Consider the following 19,949-nt stretch of genomic DNA (forward strand, 5'->3'; position numbering starts at 1 on the left):
AGAGAGAAAGTCAGTGAGTCAGAAGCTTGGAGAGGAAGTCCTTGGCCCGGTCGCTCTTCGGATGCAGGAAGAAGTCCTCCGGAGTCGCCTCTTCGACGATCTTCCCGTCGGCCATGAAGACAACTCGGTTCGCCGCCTTACGAGCGAAACCCATCTCGTGCGTGACGACGATCATCGTCATTCCGTCTTTGGCGAGGCCGACCATGACGTCGAGCACCTCGTTGATCATCTCCGGGTCCAACGCGCTGGTCGGCTCGTCGAAGAGCATCACCTTCGGGCGCATCGCGAGAGCCCGCGCGATCGCCACGCGCTGCTGCTGACCGCCGGAGAGCTGAGCGGGCAGTTTCGAGGCCTGCTGGGCGACGCCGACACGTTCGAGGAGCTGCATCGCTTCCTTTTCAGCATCCGCCTTCTTGAGGCCTCGTACCTTGATCGGCCCCAGCGTCACGTTCTCGAGGATCGTGAGGTGCGCGAACAGGTTGAACGACTGGAAAACCATGCCGACGTCGGCGCGAAGATTCGCCAACCCTTTGCCCTCGGAGGGAAGCACTTTGCCGTCGATGCTGATCACACCGCTGGTGATCGTCTCAAGACGGTTGATCGTCCGGCACAGCGTCGACTTACCCGAGCCTGACGGCCCGATCACGACGACGACCTCGCCCTTGTTCACAGTGAGGTTGATATCGGTCAGCGCCTGGAACTCGCCGTAATGCTTCTGAACGTTCTCCACCACGACAAGGGGTGTACCAGTCTCGGTCATGTCCCCACCCTAGGAGTACGGGGGCGCAGGTACCAGCATCAGTCTCAGCGGGTTATCGAGTTGTAACCGACACGAAACAACTCGCAGCGTGCACAGGAGGTGTCAGCGGCCGTCCGCAGCCCGTTGCGCGAAGGCGCTTTCATACAGGCAGACACTCGCAGCGGTCGCCAAGTTGAGTGATTCGGCCTTGCCAAAGATCGGAAGTTTGAGGACGTGATCCGCCAGCTCCAGTGCGGATTCCTCAAGACCGTGAGCCTCATTGCCGAACAGCCAGGCAGTCGGCTGTGCGAGCACGCCGTCGGCGCGCGCCTGCAGCAGGTCGTCGCCCTTCACATCTGCGGCAAGCACAGTAAGCCCCGCCACGTGAGCGCGCTGAATGACGTCCGCAAGATCACCACCGACCGATACCGGGAGGTGGAACAGCGAACCGGTCGTTGAACGCACGACCTTGGGGTTGTACGGATCGACCGTGCGGCCGGTCAGCACCACAGCGTCCGCTCCTGCAGCATCCGCGGCACGGATGATGGTGCCAAGGTTTCCTGGATCACGCACTTCCTCGCAGATAGCGACGAGGCGAGGGGATGCCGCGAAAATGTCGCGGACCGACGTCGGAGTCTGCTGAACGACAGCGATGACCCCCTGCGGCGTGACGGTGTCCGCCATGGCGTTGAGCACATCGTCGGTCACGAACTCGACCTCGAGTTCGTGCTCGCCGGCCGCGGCGCGCAGATCCGGATGCTTGTCCCAACCTGTGGGCGTCGCGAAAAGTTCGACGATCGCATCAGGGCGGTATGCGAGAGCCTCGCGAACAGCCTGTGGACCCTCCAACAGGAACAGTCCGGTCTCCGTCCGTGCACTCCGCTTGGTCAGCTTCGCGACGGCTCGTACACGCGGGGATCGGGGATTCTCGAGCACGATCTCAGTCTAGGGATACCAGGACCGCTCCCGCGTACACATCCAACGGCCAGTCTTCATTCGGCATCCACGCAGGCGCCGCGAATAGAGTTTCCGCGTGTCCCCAGCCGCTCAACGCTCGTCGACGCGGCGCCGTCTCGTTGTCGCGTCTGCCGCTGTGCTGACCGTCTGCGCCGGGTTACTCGTGCATCGATTCGGCACCGGTGTCCAAGGGGACATCGTGGGCGACGCGCTGTACGCCGTTTTGATCTACCTCGTTCTCGTCTTCCTGATGCCACGCACGCCGAGAACCGTGCCAGCAGCACTCGCGATCATCTTCTGCACCTGCATCGAACTGCTGCAACTCACCGATGTGCCGTCAACCATCGCCGCGGAGTTCCCCCCGGCCGCGCTCGTGTTCGGCGCATCCTTTGATCAGCGCGACATTCTCGTTTACGCGTTCGCCGTCGTCGCCGTGATGCTGCTGGATGTCGCTGTCACCTACGCCGCGCGCCGCAGCACCCGCCACCCGGCGCGCTGAGAGCACAGAAACGGGCGCCTCCCCCAAGGGAAGCGCCCGTTTTTGAAAGATGCTTATGCAGCCGACTTCGGAGCGTTGACATCCGAAGGCAGAGCCTTCTTGGCCGTCTCGACGAGCGAGACGAACGTGGCCGGCTCGTTCACCGCGAGCTCAGCGAGCATGCGACGGTCCACCTGGACGCCAGCAAGACCGAGGCCCTGGATGAAACGGTTGTACGTGATGCCGTTCTGGCGAGCAGCGGCGTTGATGCGCTGGATCCAGAGGCGGCGGAAGTCGCCCTTGCGCTTGCGACGGTCGCGGTACGAGTAGACCAGCGAGTGGATGACCTGCTCTTTAGCCTTACGGTAAAGGCGCGAACGCTGACCGCGGTAACCCTTGGCGCGCTCAAGAATGACGCGACGCTTCTTGTGAGCGTTTACCGCCCGTTTGACTCTTGCCATTTTCCTATGTTCCTATTCCTACGATCGGGCGCGTCAGCGGCCGAGAAGCTTCTTCGCGGTCTTGGTGTCAGCCTTCGACAGCAGCTGGTCCTGGTTGAGGCGGCGGGTGCGACGGCTCGACTTGTGCTCGAGGTTGTGGCGCATTCCGGCCTGCTGCTTCTTCAGCTTTCCGCTTCCGGTGATCTTGAAGCGCTTCTTAGCACCCGAATGGGTCTTCTGCTTCGGCATCTTCTCTTCCTTCGTATTGCGCCTTATTAGGCGACGGTGTCAACCCGCGGTACGGGAGTTTGGGGGCGGGAGTTACTCCGCGGGTGCTTCTTCGGCTGATGCATCCGTCTCGTGAGACGCGTGCTTGTTGGCCGCACGCTGCGCATCGCGCTGCGCGTTCTGCTCGGCCTTCGCATCAGACTTGTTCTTCAGCGGCGCCACGACCATGACCATGTTGCGGCCATCGATCATCGGGTTCGATTCGACAGTGCCGAGCTCAGCAACGTCTTCAGCGAACTTGCGCAGCAGGCGAACGCCCTGCTCGGGGCGCGACTGCTCGCGGCCACGGAACAGGATCATGGCCTTGACCTTGTCGCCAGCCTTGAGGAAGCTTTCCGCACGCTTGAGCTTGGTCGTGTAGTCGTGCGCCTCGATCTTCAGACGGAAGCGGACTTCCTTGAGGATCGTGTTCGCCTGGTTGCGACGAGCTTCCTTCGCCTTCTGGGCGGCCTCGTACTTGAACTTGCCAAAATCCATGATCTTGACCACGGGTGGCTTCGAGTTGGGGGCAACCTCGACGAGGTCAAGATCGGCTTCCTGCGCGAGGCGCAGTGCAGCTTCGATGCGGACGACGCCGATCTGCTCACCCGCGGGGCCGACGAGGCGGACCTCGGGGACGCGGATGCGCTCATTGGTACGGGGATCGCTGATGCGGAACTCCTTTAGACGATGGGATCAAGCCACCGTGACGCGGTCTGCGTCACGGGCGAAATCGGAATCGTCTCCCACCCACCGGCATTCAGACACCGGTTTCGCACCCTGAACTTCGGACAGAGTCCGATCTGCCGGCGTGAACCGACGGAGTGCAAGACCCGGTAGCCTGGAACGGCAAGCGCGGGTGGGAAGTGAATCCTCTTTCGGTTCAGAGCGTACTGCTCTGAAGCCCGCCAAAGTCTAACAGAAGGCAAGGCATAGTGACGATTCCGGTTCCCAGTGACGGCCACGACGAGCGCCATGAGTATTGGCAGCAGCGGGAAGAAGCCGCCGCAGCGGCGACTCGAGATATTGCGGACGTGCCCGCTGTCGAGGTGATCACCACCGCGGCTGTGCATCTGATGAGCGCTGCAGCAGTCAAAACCGGCCTTGCCGACGACCCGGACAATGAGCTCGACCTCGACGAGGCCCGCAAGCTCATCAACGCACTCGCCGGGCTCATCACCGCCGGCGCGCCGGAGATCAGCGACATGCACGCCCGTTCACTTCGCGACGGACTGCGTTCGTTGCAGCTCGCGTTCCGCGAAGCATCCGTCATCCCCGACCCGATCGGCAAGGGGCCTGGCGAGAAGTGGACCGGGCCGGTCAACTAGTCGTTCGGGTGCGGGCTCGCGCCTGCGCGCGTAGGGAGCCCGCCTTCAAGCGGAGCGGCGGAGCTTGACGGTCAAGGAGTCCGCGAGGACGGCGATGCGGTCATCGGCGGCCCAGCGCTGCGCGAGGCGGGCCAGCACGGCATCCAGAACGTCGCGCTCGAGACCGTCGATGAGCTCGAGGATCACAATCAGCTCTGCACCCTGCAGCCGCGCCTCAGGATCCCCTGGCGCCACCGCGACGTCGATCACGGCGAGCTCGTGAGCGACGCTCGCCTGCAGCGCCGTGAACACTTCGGGTGACAGGAAGCTCGGCTCCCACGGCTGATCCTGCGCGACCGCCCATACTGCCGGGCGGCGGATGACAAACTCGGTCTCCGACGTCGGATCCAAGACGATGAGATCCGTCTGCTCAGACGACGCAGCAAGTGCGGCACGCACTGCCTCGACCGGGATCGGCCGTGCCGTGGCATCCCATTTCTGCATCGCGGTGACCGACGAGAACACCGGCTGCACCGCCCGCCCGTCGGGAGCGGCGACCGTCACGATCGACAGCTCTTGGGTCTTATCGACGACGAGCCCGCTGGGCGCGACGCCCTCCTCGCCTCTCTCGACGATGAGGGGAATCAAAACCCTGGCCGAGCGGAACGCATCGACAACCTCGGTCTGACTGCCCTCCCCCGCCCGAAAGCGAAGCAGCGCCGCGAGCAATGCCGGATCAGCCGAGCCATCGTCCTCGGCGCGCGTGTTTGCTTCGAAGCTGCGTCCCTCCCAGGGGACGCCGGCCGAGTCAGTCCCCTGCGACATCCAGTGCCTCTGCCAGCGTGAATGCGCCGGCATAGAGTGCCTTGCCGACGATCGCACCCTCGACACCGAGGTGCACGAGTTCACGCAGCGCGGCGATGTCATCGAGGCTGGACACGCCGCCGGATGCGACGACCGGCTTGGGCGTGCGCGCGGTGACTTCGCGCAGGAGTTCGAGGTTCGGGCCGCGCAGCGTTCCGTCCTTCGTGACGTCTGTGACGACGTAGCGGCTGCAACCGGCGTCCTCGAGGCGCTCGAGCACTTCCCAGAGGTCTCCGCCTTCCTTCGTCCAGCCGCGCGCAGCGAGCGTCGTGCCGCGCACGTCCAGTCCGACAGCGACTGCCTCACCGTAACGACCGATCACGTCGGCTGCCCATTCCGGGTTCTCGAGCGCGGCCGTGCCCAGGTTGATGCGCGCCGCGCCGCTCTCCAGCGCCGCCTCGATGCTGGCGTCATCACGAATGCCGCCGGAGAGCTCGATGTTCACGGAACGGAACTGCTTGATGACCTTGCGCAGGATCGGTGTGTTGTTTCCGCGCCCGAAAGCCGCGTCCAGGTCGACGAGGTGAATCCACTCGGCGCCCTGATCGACGAACTCACCCGCGGCATCCAGCGGGTCGCCGTAGTTGGTCTCGGTGCCAGCCTCGCCCTGAGTCAGACGGACGGCCTTGCCGCCGGCAACGTCGACTGCCGGAAGAAGGGTGAGCTTGGGTGTGGACGCGAAGTCGTTCATGTCATCCTCGGGTGGGGTGAAGGGCGCCGTAGACGGGCACGAGAACTGAGGGTACCCCGCTGTCGGGCGCTCCTCAAATGCGAGTCGACTCATACTGCGACGTCGCGCGCCCGCGCAGCCGACGCAGATGAACATCAGGTCGGGACGCTAGGCTCACAGGAAATGTCTGATTCACCTGAATTCGCCACGCCCACACGCGCAGAGACTGCGCAACCGGACGCCGGCGAGCATCCAGTCATCCGCTCGGTTCCGCTGTTGGAATCAGCCCTTCCCTCTGCCCCCTCGCGGCGCCGTTCAGACGTCGACAAGGACGCGGACGCAGCGCCGCAGTATCACCGGAACGGCAATGTCGATGCGCCCGCAGCGGATGCAGAGCAGCAGCCCTCGCGGAAGCAGCAGCGCGAGGCACGCGAACGGCAATCGTTCCTGCAGACCGATCGACCCGAAGAACCTGCTCGTCAGGGTGCCCGCGGCACATTGAACAAGCTGGGCTTCAAGTTCTCGCCCAGCGCAGCCGAGCAGTCGTCGCGAGACGATGAACTGTCAGTGAGTCAGCACTGGCCGGGTCCGCGGACGATCGCCGTGGTCAACGGCAAGGGCGGAGCAGGAAAGACTCCGACGACGATCCTCCTCTCCGCGGTGTTCGCACGCTACGGCGGCGCAGGCGTTCTCGCCTGGGACAACAACCAGACGCGCGGAACGCTCGGCTGGCGAACCGAGGCCGGCGCGCATGACCGCACACTGCTGGAGATGCTGCCCGAAGCGGAGCGACTGCTCGGCACCGGAGCGCAGTCGGCAGATCTGGCGCACTTCGTGCACCACCAGCCCCGCGAGAAGTATGACGTTCTGCGCTCCAAGCCGATCCGGCTTGCGCACGAGAACCGTCTGAGCCCCGAAGACGTGGATGCCATCCACGCGGTGGCCGCGAAGTTCTACCGGTTGATCATCATCGACTCGGGCAACGACGAGTCCGATCCCATGTGGCTCAGAATGATCGATCGCGCAGATCAGATCGTCGTTGCAACGACGACGCGCGACGATCACGCCGAAGCAGGAGCGTTGCTGCTTGAGGCGCTCGAAGACCGCGATGAGCGCTCGGCAAAGCTCGCCGAGCAGTCGGTAGTCGTGGTCTCACAGGCCGACCCGAAGGCGACAGCGGCCGACGTGAGTCATATCGTCGGCGGGTACCAATCGCTCGCGCGCGAGGTCGTCACGATTCCCTTCGACCACGAAATGGTCGATGGCCACCTTCACTATGGCGCGCTGGCCAACAACACTCAGCGGGCCTGGCTTTCGGCTGCTGCGTCGGTCGCCCGAGGGTTTTGAGCCCCCAGCGGTTTTGAGCCCCACCGGTGGCGGGCGGGTTAGAGACTCTCGACCCAGTTCCTCAGCAGGCGGATGCCGGCATCGCCGGACTTCTCCGGATGGAACTGCGTGGCAGACAACGGACCGTTCTCGACCGCTGCAAGGAACGGATTCCCGTATGTCGTCCAGGTCAGCTTGGGCTGCGGGAACGGCGGAATAACGTCGAGCTCCCAGCGCTGCGCCGCGAACGAGTGCACGAAGTAGAAACGCTCATCTTCGATGCCGTCGAAGAGCACGCTGCCCTCGTCAGGTGTGACCGTGTTCCAGCCCATGTGCGGCAGAACCGGCGCATCAAGCTCGGTCACTGTTCCCGGCCATTCTCCGAGGCCCTCGACGTTGTGTCCGCGCTCGACTCCGTGCGAGAACAGCACCTGCATGCCAACGCACACGCCGAGCACCGGGCGTCCGCCCGACAACCGCCGGTCGATGATCTCATCGCCGCCCTTGGTGATCAGTGCCTCGCGCACTGCGGCGAACGCACCAACGCCGGGCACGAACAGCCCATCCGCTTCGAGTGCTTCTTTTCGATCGCCGGTGAGCTTCGCGTCGGCCCCCGCTGCGATCAGCGCCTTGACCGCCGAGTGGACGTTGCCCGACTCGTAGTCGTAAACCGCGACGGTGGGGGTGCGCGTCACAGCGCTCCCTTGGTGGACGGTATGCCGACGACCAGCGGGTCGAGCGCTTTGGCCTGACGGAACGCTCGTGCGAACGCCTTGAACTCCGCCTCGGCGATGTGGTGCGGGTCGCGGCCGCCCAACACGCGCACGTGCACCGTGAGCGCGGCGTTGAACGTGATCGCCTCGAATACGTGGCGAACGAGCGAACCGGTGAAATGCCCACCGATGAGGTGGTGCTCGAACCCGGCAGGTTCGCCGGTGTGTACGAGGTACGGCCGACCGCTGATGTCGACGACGGCCTGCGCGAGCGCTTCGTCGAGAGGGACCAGTGCGTCGCCGTAGCGCGATATGCCGGCCTTGTCGCCGAGCGCCTCGCCGATGGCCTGACCGAGAACGATCGAGATGTCTTCGACAGTGTGGTGGGCATCGATGTTTGTGTCGCCAGAGGCACGCACGGTCAGATCGGTGAGCGAGTGCTTCGCGAACGCCGTGAGCATGTGGTCGAAGAACGGCACGGAGGTGTCGATGTGGCTCTGACCAGTGCCGTCGAGATTCACCTCGAGTTCAACAGTCGACTCAGATGTGCTGCGGGTGCGGGTCGCGGTACGAGAAGCGCTCATGAGGCTGATTCTATCGAGGCCAGCGCATCGAGGAACGCCGTGGTCTCGGACTCGGTACCGGCCGTGACACGCAGGTGGTTCGGGATGCCGACATCGCGCACCAGAACGCCGCGATCGTAGAGGGCCTGGAAAGTCGCCTTCGGATCAGCCACTCCCCCGAACAGCACGAAGTTCGACCACGATTCGTGCGGCTGATATCCGAGCGCTTCGAGCGTCGCGGTGATGCGATCGCGTTGCTCAACGATGTCGTCGACCATCGCCAGCATTGTGGACGAATTGCGCAGAGCCGCAACAGCCGCAGCCTGGGTGAGCGCGCTCAGGTGGTACGGAAGGCGCACAAGCCGAAGGGCATCGATGAATGCGGGGTCTGCTGCGAGGTAGCCGACCCGAGCGCCCGCGAACGCGAACGCCTTGCTCATCGTGCGCGATACCGCGAGACGTGGGCGTCCCTCGAGAAGAGTCAGGGCGGAGACTGCCCCGCGTGGGGCGAATTCCCAATAGGCCTCATCGACGACCACGACGCCGCGGGTCGCTTCGTAGACCGCCTCGACAACATCGATGCCGAGTGGTGTACCCGTCGGATTGTTCGGCCTGCACAGCATGACGACGTCCGGGTCGGCATCCCTGATCTGTGCTGCGGCGTCGACAGCGGTGAGTGTGTAGTCGGACTGCCGAGTACCCGCCGCCCAGCGGGCGCCGGTGCCCTGCGCAAGCAGCGGATACATCGAGTAGGTGGGCGCGAATCCGAAGGCGGTGCGCCCTGGACCTGCGAAGGCCTGCAGGACGTGCTGCAGCACCTCGTTCGAGCCGTTACCCGCCCAGATCTGCGAGGCGTCGAGGCCGTGCCCGAGATAACCGGCAAAGCCCTCACGGAGGGCGGTGAACTCACGGTCTGGGTAGCGATTCACCTCACGCAGCGCGACGGCGACGTCATCGAGGATGTCGCTCGCCACCTCGTCGGGAAGAGGATGAGAGTTCTCATTCACGTTCAGCGCGACAGGAAGCGGAACCTGCGGTGCACCATAGGGGGTAAGCCCACGAAGATCATCACGGAGGGGGAGGTCAGCAAGCGAAGCAGTCACCCTCCCCATGTTAACGGTGAGATCAGTTGTTCTACCTCTCCGTTGCTGTATTGCTCAGTTGCTGTACTGCGCGGGGATGGCCAGCTGCTGGCCGACCTGCAGGGATCCGGTACGGAGGAGATTAAGCCGCTCGATCTCACCAATCACAGCGCGCGGATCGGTCGACGGCGCAAGGGACTCCGCGATCGACCACAGTGTGTCACCGGGCAGAATCGTGATCGTCTCGAATGTCGCGGTCTCCGCCGAATCGCCTGATGCGATGGCCGAGCCGCCGCCGATCGCCGCGATCCCGATGCCCGCAGCGAGTGGGAGTGCCGCAAGAGCGACCAACACGCGACGCCCCCGGGTAGTCATTCGAAGCCGGGTGGTGCCAGTTGAAACGGTGGTGCCTGTTGAAACGGTCGTACCTGCTGTGATGCTGATGGTGCTCATGGGATTCTCCTCTGCCTCTTTGGCGTAGCGTTCGCATTCACCACTCGGCCGGGAGCAGTGAATGCGAAGCTACGTACCGAATGTATCTTCGAATTCGAACATCTGTCAAGACTTATTCGAAAGCGAACCGCTGTTTTCTCCGACACGCTCGAACAGATCTTCCTAATCGGCGTGTTTCTCGGATACGATTTCGATAGACACACCACATCACGGACCTCAGACATTCGAAGAGCAGCCCCGGGATCGCGTACAAAGGAGCACCCATGACCGACATGAGCGACATCAGCGATAACTCCGCCTCCGAACCCGAGGCTCCGCGCACTCGCCGGCGCAAGAGCCTCAGCCCGAAGCAGATGGCGATCCTCGAGGTCATTCAGACCTCCATCGCCACGCACGGATACCCGCCGAGCATGCGCGAGATCGGCGATGCGGTGAACCTCAAGTCGCTGTCGAGCGTGACCCATCAGCTGGGCCAGCTTGAGCTCAGCGGCTATCTGCGCCGTGACCCAGGCAAGACTCGGGCGATGGAAGTGCTGATCGATCTGCCGGGCTCCAGTGGTGAGAACCCTGCTGATTCCAGCACTCCGGTGGGCGACGCGGCAATGGTGCCGTTGGTCGGACAGATCGCCGCTGGCGTGCCGATCACAGCGGATCAGCAGGTCGAAGAGATTTTCCCTCTCCCCCGTCAGCTCGTTGGCAAGGGCGATCTGTTCATGCTCAAGGTCACCGGCGAATCGATGATCGACGCCGCGATCTGCGACGGTGACTGGGTGGTCATCCGCACGCAGAACACGGCAGAGAACGGTGAGATCGTTGCGGCAATGCTGGACGGCGAAGCCACAGTGAAGACGTTCCGCCAGCGCGACGGTCACACGTGGCTGCTGCCCCGCAACTCCTCCTTCGAGCCCATCCTCGGCGATGACGCCACGGTGCTCGGCAAAGTCGTCGCTGTGCTCCGCGCGATCTGATCTGAGACAGCACAAATAATCTGAGACAGCACAAAGGAGGCGCTCCCCGTCGGGGAGCGCCTCCTTTTTTCTCGAACTATTACGCCGTGACTGAGATGTCTTCTCGCACGCGACGGGTCGCCTCGACGATGTTGCGCAGCGACTCGGTCGTCTCGTCGTAGCCGCGAGTCTTCAGGCCACAGTCCGGGTTGATCCAGAGCTGACGCGTCGGGAGCTCATCCACTGCGCGACGCAGCAGCGACTCGATCTCGTCGACCGTGGGAACGCGCGGAGAGTGAATGTCGTAGACGCCGGGTCCGATGCCGTGATCGAAGCCGACCTCGGCGATATCCGTGACGACACCCATGCGGCTGCGAGCGGCCTCGATCGAGGTCACGTCAGCATCCAGCGCACGGATCGCGTCGATGACGACACCGAACTCCGAGTAACACAGGTGTGTGTGCACCTGTGTGGCCGCAGCCGCTCCCCCAGTGGCCAGACGGAACGAGTTCACTGACCAGTTCAAGTACGCGGCCTGATCGGACTTCTTCAGCGGCAGCAGCTCACGCAGTGCCGGCTCGTCGACCTGGATGATGGCGATTCCGGCGGCCTCGAGATCGGTGATCTCGTCACGCAGTGCGAGGGCGACCTGGTTCGCGGTCTCTCCCAGCGGCTGGTCATCGCGCACGAACGACCACGCGAGGATCGTCACGGGACCGGTGAGCATGCCCTTCATGTGCTTGGCAGTCTTCGACTGTGCGTAGACCGACCATCCGACCGTGATGGGAGCCGGACGCGAGACGTCGCCCCACAGAATCGATGGGCGCGTGGCACGCGAACCATAGGACTGCACCCAACCGTTCTCCGTCACAGAGAATCCGGAGAGGTTCTCCGCGAAGTACTGCACCATGTCGTTGCGCTCTGGTTCACCGTGCACGAGCACGTCCAGCCCGAGGTCTTCCTGCAGTTCGACGACGGTGTCCACCTCGCGGCGAAGGAATGTGTCGTAGTCGTCCTGCGACAGCTCACCGCGGATGTACTGCGCACGAGCACGACGGATGTCACCGGTCTGCGGGAACGAACCGATCGTGGTGAGCGGCAGTGCCGGCAGGCCGAGGGCTTCCGCCTGGGCGGCCTCGCGCTCAGCATAGGAAACACGCGAGAAGTCGCCATCGGCAAGTTCACGCGAACGCACAGCACCGTCACGCACGCCCGGTGCGTTGCTGCGGTCGGCAAGAGCTGCGGATGCCGCATCCAGCTCTGCCTGAATCGCCTGACGGCCGGAGCCGAGGCCACGAGCCAGGGCGACGACCTGTTCGACCTTCTGGTCGGCGAATGCGAGCCAGCTGGCCAGTCGTTCGTCGAGCTTCGACTCGTCGGTCACGTCATGCGGGACGTGCAGCAGTGAGGTGGAGGTGGATGCCGCGACCTGAGCCGCGCCGAGCGCGCCCAGCGCCTCGAGCTTGTCGAACGCGCCAGCGAGGTCGCCGCGCCAGATGTTGTGACCGTCGATCACTCCACCGACGAGCACCTTGTCGGCCAGTCCCTCGACCGCTGCCGGGACGCTACCGCGCACCAGGTCGATCGCGATGGCCTCGATGGGAGCCGCAGCAAGTACGGCAAGGCTCGCGTCCAGAGCAGCGTAAGGAGCCGCAACGAGGATCGACGGGCGCGAAGCTGCGCCACCGATGACGGCCAGCGCGCGAGCTGCGGCATCCGCCAACTGCTCGGCGGAGGCGGGGAGCGATTCGCTGACGAGCGCGGGCTCATCCAGCTGGACCCACTCGGCTCCGGCTGCGCGGAGGCGGGCGAGCAACTCGACATAGACCGGCACGAGGTCATCCAGACGCGACAGCGGGTCAAAGCCCTCCGGCGCCGCGTCCGATGCCTTCGCCAGTGCCAACAGCGTGACGGGACCGACGATGACGGGGCGGGTGACGAAACCCGCGGCGACTGCCTCCTCGACCTGGCGCACGACACGGTCGCTGGAGAGCGAGAACGTCGTCTCCGGACCGATCTCGGGAACGAGGTAGTGGTAGTTCGAGTCGAACCACTTGGTCATCTCGAGCGCGGCACGCTCACCCTCGCCGCGCGCGATGGTGAAGTACGCCGGCAAGCCGATCGAGCCGTCCGTCTCGCGGAGGTTGTCGAAGCGGGTGGGGATGGCGCCTACCGTGACTGCCGCATCGTGCACCTGGTCGTAGTACGAGAATGACTCCGGGATCGCCGAGTCGGTGCGGCCGAGGCCGAGGGATGCAAGGCGCTCACGGCTCGCCGCGCGCAGGTCAGCGGCGGTCTGCTCGAGGGCTACGAGGTCGGAGCGGCCGGCCCAGAAGGCCTCGACAGCCTTCTTGAGCTCGCGACGGCGGCCGATGCGCGGGTAGCCGAGGATGGTCCCCTGGGGGAATGCGGTCATGATGTGTTCCTTTCGGGGATGGATCTAGTGATGCAGGGCAGGAAGGACGCCTGCCTCTGCGAGAACGGTCAGAACGGTTTCGTGTTGGTTGAACGCGTACAGGTGCACTCCGGGTGCTCCGCCGGCCACGACCTCGCGGGTCAGGCGCGCTGCCCACTCGGTGCCGATCTCGCGACGCCCCTCAGGCGTCGGCTCGACCTCGAGAGCGATCGAGAGCTCGCTGGGCAGGTCCTCGCCGGTGAGTTCGAGCACGCGCCTCAGACGCGCGGGCGAGGTGATCGGCATGATGCCGGGGAGAATCGGAATCGTGACACCCGCGGCCCGCGCACGCTCGACGAACGCGAGGTAGTCGTCAGCGTGGAAGAACAGCTGTGTGATCGCGAACGTCGCTCCGGCCGCCTGTTTGGCAAGCAACGCCTCGACATCCTGCGTGCGGTGAGCAGAGCGCGGGTGCCCCTTGGGGAATGCGGCCACGGCGATGTTGACATCGCGCCCGCGGGTGACGCGAGCGGCCCCGGGAAAGCCCGGAATCGGCGTCTCCTCATAGGGGGCGCGCTCGGCCTGCGCGCGGCCGATCAATTGCACAAGTTGCGCTGAGCTCTCCAGATCGCCGAGGAAGGGCTCCGTCTGACCGATGGGCGGGTCACCGCGAAGGGCGAGGAAGCTGAGGATGCCGGCATCCAGGAACTCTCGGATGAGGGCCGCGGCGCCCGCGTAGGTATTACCGACACATGTCAGGTGCGCGAGCGGCTCGACGTCGGTGTTCTCACGGATGAAGCGCAGCACATCGAGTGAGCGCCCACCTGTGGAGCCGCCTGCGCCGTAAGTGACGGAGATAAAATCAGGGCCGGCTGCGGCAAGCTGGCGGACAGTCTCGTGCAGCGCCTCATCGCTCGACGCCGAACGCGGCGGGTAGAGCTCGAAGGAGAACGGGACACGTGGGGCCCCGAGCGTCGAAGACTCGGAAGACATCATTCTCCTGGGGTGACAGAGTGGGCAGGGCAGCCGCGAACGATCTCAAAAACACTTGCTCGTTCGCGGGCGGGTGCCGGGCTCGGCTGTCGCTCCACGTCCGGGATGAACCGGCCGTTTCCAGAAACTTATGCCACCGATGCCGCCTCGCGCACAGTGTGTGACGCCGTGTGTCACAGCACCACCGCATAGGGTCGAAGCATGCAGCCGTACGGTACCTGGACTTCCCCCTTCCACGCGGCGGATATCGCCTCATCTGCGCCCCGCATTGACGGCGCGAAGTTCGTCGGCGATGAGATCTGGTGGGGCGAGTCCGTCCCGGCCGAAGGCGGACGCGTCACTGTGCGCAGTTCGAACGGCAACGTGCTCTTACCGGAACCGTGGAACGCCCGCTCACGAGTGCACGAGTATGGTGGCGGCGCGTGGACGGCGGATGCCGACGGCACGCTGTTCTTCGTGAACGCGAAGGATCAGCGGGTGTATCGGATGCTCCCTGGCGCCGAACCGGAGCCGCTGACGCCAGCCGGTCCGAACCACGGCGGGCTGCGGTTGCAGCACGGCCGACTCTTCGCGGTGCGCGAAGACCTCACCGGCGATCGGCACCGCCGCGCGATCGTGGAGATCCCGACCGACGGCGACGACGACGACGACGTTCAGGAGATCATTGCGACCTCCGGGTTCGTCGCGCATCCTGCTCTCTCCCCCGACGGCACGCGCATCGCGTGGGTCCAGTGGAGCGATCGCCACATGCCGTGGCAGCTGGCACTGCTGCACGTCGCCCAGCTCGGCGGCGACACGGTTGCCAGCACCCCCACACGCGCCGCACTGCAACCCGAATGGATCAGTGACACCGAACTCGTTTATGCCGATGATCCGACGGGACGCTGGCAGCTGCAGAGCATCACGCTCGACGGTCTGGAGCGCACCTCCGGCCCAGACCCGATCGCACCGGCTGACGCCGACACTGGTTACGGCCTGTGGGTGCTCGGCAATCGCTGGTATCAGCCGCTGTCTGACGGGCGGATTGTAGCCGTGCGCACCAACGGCTCTGATGAGATCAGACTGATCGAGCGCGATGGATCCAACAAACGCCTCGAGGTGCCAGCCAGCGCGCATGTGAGCGTCGATGATGTCTCAGGCACCCGCGTGCTGCTGTCCGGTGGAGGGGCAGGCGTCAATGCCGGACTCTGGTGCGTGGACGTCAACTCCGGCGCAGTCGAACGCGTGCGCGGAGGGGCCGCGGTCGATGAGGCATGGATGCCGGCGGCGACGCGGGTCACCTTCGACGGGCCGAACGGCCCCGTGCACGCCTTCGATTACGCACCCGCGAACCCCCATGCCACCGCCCCCGCTGAGGAACTGCCGCCGTACATCGTGTTCGTACACGGCGGACCCACCGCGCACGTGTCCGGCGGAGCATCCGCGGCGATCGCGTACTACACAAGCCGCGGAATCGGCGTTCTCGATGTGAACTACGGCGGCTCCACAGGATACGGCCGTGCCTACCGCGAGCGCCTCGACGGGCAGTGGGGCATCGCCGAGGTCGACGATGTGCTCGCGGCCGCGCGAGGGCTCGCGGCGGCCGGCAAGGCAGACCCTGAGCGCATCGCGATCCGCGGCGGCTCGGCGGGCGGCTGGACAGTGCTGTCAGCGCTCGTCCGCGGCGGCGTGTTCGCCGCCGGCATCAGCCGCTACGGCGTCACCGACCTGCGGATGCTGGCAGAGGATACCCACGACTTCGAGAAGTACTACCTCGACGGCCTGGTGGGCCCACTGCCCGAGGCGGAGCAGGTGTATATCGACCGCTCCCCGCTCACCCACGTCGAGCGGATCAACGTGCCGGTACTCCTGCTGCAGGGCGAGGATGATCGGGTCGTGCCGCCGTCGCAATCGGAAGCGATCCGGGATGGGCTCGCCGCTCGCGGCGTTGATCACGAGTACGTGCTGTATCCAGGAGAAGGACACGGCTTCCGGCGCGCGGAGACCATCATCGATGCCCTGGAGCGGGAACTGACGTTCCTCGGCAGGGTGTTCGGGTTCGCCCCGGAGCTGTAGGGCTACTCCCCCACGCGGTTGCGCAGGCGCATCGCGCGCTGGGCCTCGCGGGTGTCCTGGCGCTCGCGCAGGGTCTGGCGCTTGTCGAACTCACGCTTACCCTTCGCCAGCGCGATCTCGATCTTCGCGCGGCCGTCCAAAAAGTACAGCTTCATCGGGACGAGCGTGTAGCCACCCGCGGAGACCGCGTGATCCAGCTTCTGGATCTCCTCGCGGTGCATCAGCAGTTTGCGGACGCGCTTGGCGGAGTGGTTCGTCCAGTGACCCTGCGAATACTCCGGGATGTGCACGGAGTCGAGGAAAATCTCATGGCCCTTGATGAAGGCGTAGCCGTCGGACAGGTTCGCACGACCCTGTCGAAGTGACTTCACTTCGGTGCCGGTGAGCACCATCCCCGCCTCGTACGACTTTTCGATGTTGTAGTCGTGACGTGCGCGACGATTGGTCGCGATGACCTTCTCCCCGCGTTCCCTGGGCATGATGATTCCTCTTCCTTCGGCGGCCAGCCCCTCAGCCTATATCAGGTGCGCAGCCAGCTATATCAGGTGCGCAGCCAGCGACGGATCGCGAAGCCAGCGGAAAGGGCGGCCAGGAGCACGCCGACGCCGATGAGCACTGGCACCACGAGCACGGCATCCTGCATCGACACCCACGTCGTAATGAACGGAACGCGTCCCTTCAGATAGCCGTTCACACCGAAATGCATTCCGGCGATCACGGCGGCACTGGCAAGAGCCGAGCCGAGGAAGGCAGCGAACACGCCCTCCAACACGAACGGCGTCTGGATGAATCTGTTGGATGCGCCCACGAGGCGCATGATCCCGATCTCCTTGCGGCGCGCGTAGGCGGAAAGGCGGATCGTGGTCGCGATGAGCAGGATGGCAGCGATCAGCATGAGCACCGCAATACCCACCGCGATATAGGTCGCGACCGTGAGTGCCGAGAACAGCGGATCGAGGTATTGCAGCTGATCGCGCACCTCTTCCACGCCGTTCACGCCTGCGAACGCCTCGACGATCACCTGCGACTGGCTGGGGTCCTTGAGCGTGATGTAGAAGCTTTCCGACATCTGCTCCTCGGTGAGCACACTCGCCTGCTCTTCGCCGAGCAGTTCGGTGAGGTTGGCGTACGCCTCGGCCTTGTCCTCGAAGCGCACATTGCTGACGAGCGCCCCGAGGGCATCGCCTTCCAGTTCCGCGCGTACCTGGTCGACCTGCTCTTCGGAAGCGGCACCATCCAGGCATGTCGTTTGATCACTCGAGACGGGCGAGCACATCGACACCGAAACCTGCGCACGCTCCGTCCAGTACCCGCGCATGGTGCTGATCTGGCCCTGCATGAGGATCGCTGCGCCGACGAAAGTCAGCGAGACGAAGGTCACGAGAACGACGGAGATCACCATCGAGATGTTGCGCCTCAGGCCCCCGAGGGCCTCCATGAGGATAAGTCCAACTCTCACGAGGTCGGCCCCACTTCCTCGTCATCGTCGGTATCCGACAAGCCCAGCCGATCGGCGACACCCAGCTCAGCGACATCGACCTCCGGGAGCAGGATGGGATGCGTTCGCGGGCCGACCTGTGGCTGGCTCTCAGCAGCCTCGGCTGCCTCAGCGGCGCCGGCTGCCCTCATCGACGCGATCAGCTCGTCGGTGAGCGGCTCCAGAGACTCGGTCTCGCGCTGCACCTCCTGCATAGCGGTGCGTGCGGCAGTCGTCGCCGCGCCACGCTGCACCTGCGGGCCCAGCAGCGGGATCATCGAGCGATCACCGTAGCCGCCCTGCACCTCATCGCGGATCATCTCGCCGTCACGGAGTTCGATGACGCGACGCTGCATCTGGTCGACGAACGTCGCCTCGTGCGTGGCCATCACGACCGTGGTGCCGCCGGCATTGATCCGAGCAAGCAACTGCATGATGTCGACCGAGGTCGCGGGGTCAAGGTTTCCGGTCGGCTCATCCGCGAGCAGAACCTGCGGACGGTTGACCAGCGCACGCGCGATCGCGACACGCTGCTGCTCGCCGCCGGAGAGCTCATGCGGCATCCGCTTCTCTTTGCCGTCGAGTCCGACCAGGGCGAGGGCCTCCGGTACCGCCTGGTGGATGAATCCACGCGACGAGCCGGTGACCTGCAGAGTGAAGGCAACGTTTTGGAACACCGTCTTGGACGACAGCAGGCGGAAGTCTTGGAAGACCGAGCCGATGTGACGACGGAAGTAGGGCACCTTGCGGTTCGCGAGCGAACGCAGGTCGCGGCCCAGAACGGCGACGCGTCCGGAGGTGGGGACATCCTCGCGCAGGATGAGCCTGAGACAGGAGGATTTTCCTGACCCTGACGCTCCGACGAGGAAGACGAACTCGCCCCGCTGGACTTCGAAGTCGACCCCGGAAAGGGCCGGTCGCTTCGTCCCGCGGTAGCGCTTGGTGACGTTCTCAAACCGAATCATGGCGTTATGAGCCTAAGCGCGCGTTCCAGCCTGGCAGCGAGCGACACCCGGTGCGGATCAGTCGTCGTCATCCTTGCGCTTGCGCCACCGGATACCGGCCGAGATGAACCCGTCGAGATCGCCGTCGAACACAGCGGCAGGGTTACCCGATTCGTGTCCGGTGCGCAGATCTTTCACGAGCTGCTGACCGTAGAGGAAGTACGAGCGCATCTGATCGCCCCAGCTCGCCGTGATGTTGCCGGCGAGTTCCTTCTTCTTCGCTGCTTCCTGTGCCTTCTGCAGCAGCAGAAGTCGGGTCTGCAGCACGCGCATGGCAGCAGCACGGTTCTGGATCTGCGACTTCTCGTTCTGCATCGACACGACGATGCCGGTGGGAAGGTGCGTCAGGCGCACAGCCGAGTCGGTCGTGTTGACGGACTGTCCACCAGGGCCGGAGGAGCGGAACACATCCACCCGGATGTCGTTCTCGGGGATCTCGACCGCGGTGGCCTCTTCCATAAGAGGGATCACCTCGACCGCCGCGAAGCTGGTCTGGCGCTTGTCTGCGGATCCGAACGGGCTGATGCGTGCGAGTCGGTGTGTGCCGGCCTCAACCGACAGCGTGCCGAAGGCGTAAGGAGCCGTGATCTCGAAGGTGGCGGATTTGATGCCGGCACCCTCCGCGTAGGACGTGTCCATGACCTTGGCGGGATACTTGTGGTGCTCGGCCCAGCGCAGATACATGCGCATGAGCATCTCGGCGAAGTCTGTGGCGTCGTCGCCGCCGGCGCCAGAGCGGATCGTGATGATCGCGTTGCGCTCGTCGTATTCACCGTCGAGGAGCGTCTGCACCTCGAGCTGGCTGATGACCGCGCTCAGTGCCTCGAGCTCGCGCTGTGCCTCCTGCGCGGAATCTTCGTCTTCCATCTCGTTGGCAAGCTCCACCAGGACTTCGAGATCGTCGATGCGGCTTCCGATACCGGTGACGCGAGCGAGCTCGGACTGCCGGTGACTGAGTGCGCTGGTGACCTTCTGAGCGTGCTCGGTGTCCTCCCAGAGATCGGGTGCACCAGCTTCTTCACTGAGTCGGACGATATCCTCGCGGATCCGCTGGACATCGACGACCTCGCTGATGTCGCTGAAGGTGTTCTTGAGCGCCTGAATTTCGGCGGAGATATCGAGTTCGAGCATGGCACCTCAGCCTATCGTGCGTGGTTACCCTGAGATGTGCAGATTCCTGTGAGCCGATCCGGCAACGCCACAGACAACGATTCTGCGC

22 protein-coding genes are annotated in these 19,949 nt (G+C 64.6%); 5 read left to right on the forward strand and 17 right to left on the reverse strand.

The features are described from left to right. Positions 1-10: 10 nt before the first annotated feature. Together ACSU04_RS14875 and ACSU04_RS14880 are read right to left on the reverse strand one after the other, a co-directional pair. Positions 11-760, reverse strand: a complete 750-nt coding sequence (locus ACSU04_RS14875) for an amino acid ABC transporter ATP-binding protein (RefSeq protein WP_439280483.1) — start codon at positions 758-760, stop codon at positions 11-13. A 102-nt stretch (positions 761-862) separates the two neighbouring features. Next, positions 863-1,675: a TrmH family RNA methyltransferase gene (locus ACSU04_RS14880; RefSeq protein WP_439280484.1), complete on the reverse strand. Its 813-nt coding sequence runs from the start codon at positions 1,673-1,675 to the stop codon at positions 863-865. A gap of 97 nt (positions 1,676-1,772) precedes the next feature. Here ACSU04_RS14880 and ACSU04_RS14885 point away from each other — a divergent pair, with 97 nt between their 5' ends. Next, on the forward strand, positions 1,773-2,195 hold the full coding sequence (locus ACSU04_RS14885) for a DUF2809 domain-containing protein (RefSeq protein ID WP_439280485.1): 423 nt from the start codon (positions 1,773-1,775) through the stop codon (positions 2,193-2,195). Positions 2,196-2,248: 53 nt separating this feature from the next. Here ACSU04_RS14885 and rplT read toward each other — a convergent pair whose 3' ends face one another. The 3 genes from rplT to infC form a co-directional block, all read right to left on the reverse strand. Continuing rightward, positions 2,249-2,635, reverse strand: coding sequence for a 50S ribosomal protein L20 (rplT, locus tag ACSU04_RS14890; RefSeq protein WP_417510501.1), 387 nt, complete (start codon positions 2,633-2,635; stop codon positions 2,249-2,251). Between the two features lie 33 nt (positions 2,636-2,668). After that, positions 2,669-2,863, reverse strand: coding sequence for a 50S ribosomal protein L35 (rpmI, locus tag ACSU04_RS14895; protein WP_439280486.1), 195 nt, complete (start codon positions 2,861-2,863; stop codon positions 2,669-2,671). Positions 2,864-2,935: 72 nt separating this feature from the next. Beyond that, complete coding sequence (gene infC / locus ACSU04_RS14900; RefSeq protein ID WP_439280878.1) at positions 2,936-3,553, reverse strand: translation initiation factor IF-3; 618 nt, start codon at positions 3,551-3,553, stop codon at positions 2,936-2,938. Between the two features lie 269 nt (positions 3,554-3,822). Between infC and ACSU04_RS14905 the strand changes: the two genes are divergently transcribed. Further along, positions 3,823-4,209, forward strand: coding sequence for a DUF1844 domain-containing protein (locus ACSU04_RS14905; protein ID WP_439280879.1), 387 nt, complete (start codon positions 3,823-3,825; stop codon positions 4,207-4,209). Positions 4,210-4,254: 45 nt separating this feature from the next. Here the strand turns inward: ACSU04_RS14905 and ACSU04_RS14910 are convergent, their stop codons facing one another. Together ACSU04_RS14910 and priA are read right to left on the reverse strand one after the other, a co-directional pair. Further along, on the reverse strand, positions 4,255-5,013 hold the full coding sequence (locus ACSU04_RS14910; protein WP_439280487.1) for an SseB family protein: 759 nt from the start codon (positions 5,011-5,013) through the stop codon (positions 4,255-4,257). Beyond that, positions 4,997-5,743, reverse strand: a complete 747-nt coding sequence (priA, locus tag ACSU04_RS14915) for a bifunctional 1-(5-phosphoribosyl)-5-((5-phosphoribosylamino)methylideneamino)imidazole-4-carboxamide isomerase/phosphoribosylanthranilate isomerase PriA (protein WP_439290135.1) — start codon at positions 5,741-5,743, stop codon at positions 4,997-4,999. The genes ACSU04_RS14910 and priA overlap by 17 nt, the downstream gene beginning before the upstream one ends. 162 nt (positions 5,744-5,905) lie before the next feature. On the opposite strand from priA, the gene ACSU04_RS14920 reads away from it, so the two are divergent. Then, positions 5,906-7,069, forward strand: a complete 1,164-nt coding sequence (locus ACSU04_RS14920) for an AAA family ATPase (RefSeq protein WP_439280489.1) — start codon at positions 5,906-5,908, stop codon at positions 7,067-7,069. Positions 7,070-7,107: 38 nt separating this feature from the next. On the opposite strand, the gene hisH is transcribed toward ACSU04_RS14920, so the two are convergent. From hisH to ACSU04_RS14940, 4 genes are read right to left on the reverse strand one after another with little or no spacing between them, the layout of a single operon-like run. Next, positions 7,108-7,743 (reverse strand): imidazole glycerol phosphate synthase subunit HisH, encoded by a 636-nt coding sequence (gene hisH, locus ACSU04_RS14925; protein WP_439290136.1) that lies wholly within the window; start codon positions 7,741-7,743, stop codon positions 7,108-7,110. Further along, positions 7,740-8,345 carry an imidazoleglycerol-phosphate dehydratase HisB gene (gene hisB, locus ACSU04_RS14930; RefSeq protein ID WP_439280491.1) on the reverse strand — a complete coding sequence of 202 codons (606 nt, stop codon included), beginning with the start codon at positions 8,343-8,345 and terminating at the stop codon, positions 7,740-7,742. Before hisB ends, hisH begins: the two co-directional genes overlap by 4 nt. Continuing rightward, entirely contained in the window at positions 8,342-9,436 is a 1,095-nt protein-coding gene (locus ACSU04_RS14935) for a histidinol-phosphate transaminase (protein WP_439290137.1), read from the reverse strand. Before ACSU04_RS14935 ends, hisB begins: the two co-directional genes overlap by 4 nt. Before the next feature lie 45 nt (positions 9,437-9,481). Next, complete coding sequence (locus tag ACSU04_RS14940; RefSeq protein ID WP_439280493.1) at positions 9,482-9,859, reverse strand: LysM peptidoglycan-binding domain-containing protein; 378 nt, start codon at positions 9,857-9,859, stop codon at positions 9,482-9,484. A 272-nt stretch (positions 9,860-10,131) separates the two neighbouring features. Between ACSU04_RS14940 and lexA the strand changes: the two genes are divergently transcribed. Then, positions 10,132-10,827 (forward strand): transcriptional repressor LexA, encoded by a 696-nt coding sequence (lexA, locus tag ACSU04_RS14945; protein WP_439280880.1) that lies wholly within the window; start codon positions 10,132-10,134, stop codon positions 10,825-10,827. 79 nt (positions 10,828-10,906) lie between these two features. Here the strand turns inward: lexA and metE are convergent, their stop codons facing one another. Both metE and ACSU04_RS14955 read right to left on the reverse strand, forming a co-directional pair. Further along, positions 10,907-13,222: a 5-methyltetrahydropteroyltriglutamate--homocysteine S-methyltransferase gene (metE, locus tag ACSU04_RS14950; RefSeq protein ID WP_439290138.1), complete on the reverse strand. Its 2,316-nt coding sequence runs from the start codon at positions 13,220-13,222 to the stop codon at positions 10,907-10,909. Between the two features lie 24 nt (positions 13,223-13,246). Beyond that, complete coding sequence (locus ACSU04_RS14955) at positions 13,247-14,194, reverse strand: methylenetetrahydrofolate reductase (RefSeq protein WP_439280495.1); 948 nt, start codon at positions 14,192-14,194, stop codon at positions 13,247-13,249. Positions 14,195-14,395: 201 nt separating this feature from the next. On the opposite strand from ACSU04_RS14955, the gene ACSU04_RS14960 reads away from it, so the two are divergent. Further along, the gene (locus ACSU04_RS14960) at positions 14,396-16,249 is read left to right on the forward strand and encodes a S9 family peptidase (protein ID WP_439290139.1); all 1,854 of its coding nucleotides are present in this window, start codon (positions 14,396-14,398) and stop codon (positions 16,247-16,249) included. A 2-nt stretch (positions 16,250-16,251) separates the two neighbouring features. On the opposite strand, the gene smpB is transcribed toward ACSU04_RS14960, so the two are convergent. The 4 genes from smpB to prfB all read right to left on the reverse strand — a co-directional run bounded on the left by smpB (position 16,252) and on the right by prfB (position 19,861). Then, positions 16,252-16,728: an SsrA-binding protein SmpB gene (smpB, locus tag ACSU04_RS14965; protein WP_439280497.1), complete on the reverse strand. Its 477-nt coding sequence runs from the start codon at positions 16,726-16,728 to the stop codon at positions 16,252-16,254. Between the two features lie 62 nt (positions 16,729-16,790). Beyond that, positions 16,791-17,708 carry a permease-like cell division protein FtsX gene (ftsX, locus tag ACSU04_RS14970; protein WP_439280498.1) on the reverse strand — a complete coding sequence of 306 codons (918 nt, stop codon included), beginning with the start codon at positions 17,706-17,708 and terminating at the stop codon, positions 16,791-16,793. Further along, complete coding sequence (ftsE, locus tag ACSU04_RS14975; protein WP_439290140.1) at positions 17,705-18,691, reverse strand: cell division ATP-binding protein FtsE; 987 nt, start codon at positions 18,689-18,691, stop codon at positions 17,705-17,707. The genes ftsX and ftsE overlap by 4 nt, the downstream gene beginning before the upstream one ends. Positions 18,692-18,748: 57 nt before the next feature. Next, on the reverse strand, positions 18,749-19,861 hold the full coding sequence (prfB, locus tag ACSU04_RS14980; RefSeq protein ID WP_439280500.1) for a peptide chain release factor 2: 1,113 nt from the start codon (positions 19,859-19,861) through the stop codon (positions 18,749-18,751). Between the last annotated feature and the right edge of the window lie 88 nt (positions 19,862-19,949).

The organism is Microbacterium sp. A84, assembly GCF_051842815.1.
In the GTDB taxonomy this organism is placed as follows: Bacteria; Actinomycetota; Actinomycetes; order Actinomycetales; family Microbacteriaceae; genus Microbacterium.

Excerpts from the sequence above, each read along its gene's own strand:
- rplT (WP_417510501.1), bottom strand. The coding sequence starts at position 2,635 with ATGGCAAGAGTCAAACGGGCGGTAAACGCTCACAAGAAGCGTCGCGTC.
- metE (WP_439290138.1), bottom strand. The coding sequence starts at position 13,222 with ATGACCGCATTCCCCCAGGGGACCATCCTCGGCTACCCGCGCATCGGC.
- lexA (WP_439280880.1), top strand. The coding sequence starts at position 10,132 with ATGAGCGACATCAGCGATAACTCCGCCTCCGAACCCGAGGCTCCGCGC.
- ACSU04_RS14960 (WP_439290139.1), top strand. The coding sequence starts at position 14,396 with ATGCAGCCGTACGGTACCTGGACTTCCCCCTTCCACGCGGCGGATATC.
- priA (WP_439290135.1), bottom strand. The coding sequence starts at position 5,743 with ATGAACGACTTCGCGTCCACACCCAAGCTCACCCTTCTTCCGGCAGTC.
- ACSU04_RS14920 (WP_439280489.1), top strand. The coding sequence starts at position 5,906 with ATGTCTGATTCACCTGAATTCGCCACGCCCACACGCGCAGAGACTGCG.
- ACSU04_RS14935 (WP_439290137.1), bottom strand. The coding sequence starts at position 9,436 with ATGGGGAGGGTGACTGCTTCGCTTGCTGACCTCCCCCTCCGTGATGAT.
- hisB (WP_439280491.1), bottom strand. The coding sequence starts at position 8,345 with ATGAGCGCTTCTCGTACCGCGACCCGCACCCGCAGCACATCTGAGTCG.
- ACSU04_RS14875 (WP_439280483.1), bottom strand. The coding sequence starts at position 760 with ATGACCGAGACTGGTACACCCCTTGTCGTGGTGGAGAACGTTCAGAAG.
- prfB (WP_439280500.1), bottom strand. The coding sequence starts at position 19,861 with ATGCTCGAACTCGATATCTCCGCCGAAATTCAGGCGCTCAAGAACACC.
- ACSU04_RS14955 (WP_439280495.1), bottom strand. The coding sequence starts at position 14,194 with ATGTCTTCCGAGTCTTCGACGCTCGGGGCCCCACGTGTCCCGTTCTCC.
- ACSU04_RS14940 (WP_439280493.1), bottom strand. The coding sequence starts at position 9,859 with ATGAGCACCATCAGCATCACAGCAGGTACGACCGTTTCAACAGGCACC.
- ftsE (WP_439290140.1), bottom strand. The coding sequence starts at position 18,691 with ATGATTCGGTTTGAGAACGTCACCAAGCGCTACCGCGGGACGAAGCGA.
- smpB (WP_439280497.1), bottom strand. The coding sequence starts at position 16,728 with ATGCCCAGGGAACGCGGGGAGAAGGTCATCGCGACCAATCGTCGCGCA.
- ACSU04_RS14910 (WP_439280487.1), bottom strand. The coding sequence starts at position 5,013 with ATGTCGCAGGGGACTGACTCGGCCGGCGTCCCCTGGGAGGGACGCAGC.
- rpmI (WP_439280486.1), bottom strand. The coding sequence starts at position 2,863 with ATGCCGAAGCAGAAGACCCATTCGGGTGCTAAGAAGCGCTTCAAGATC.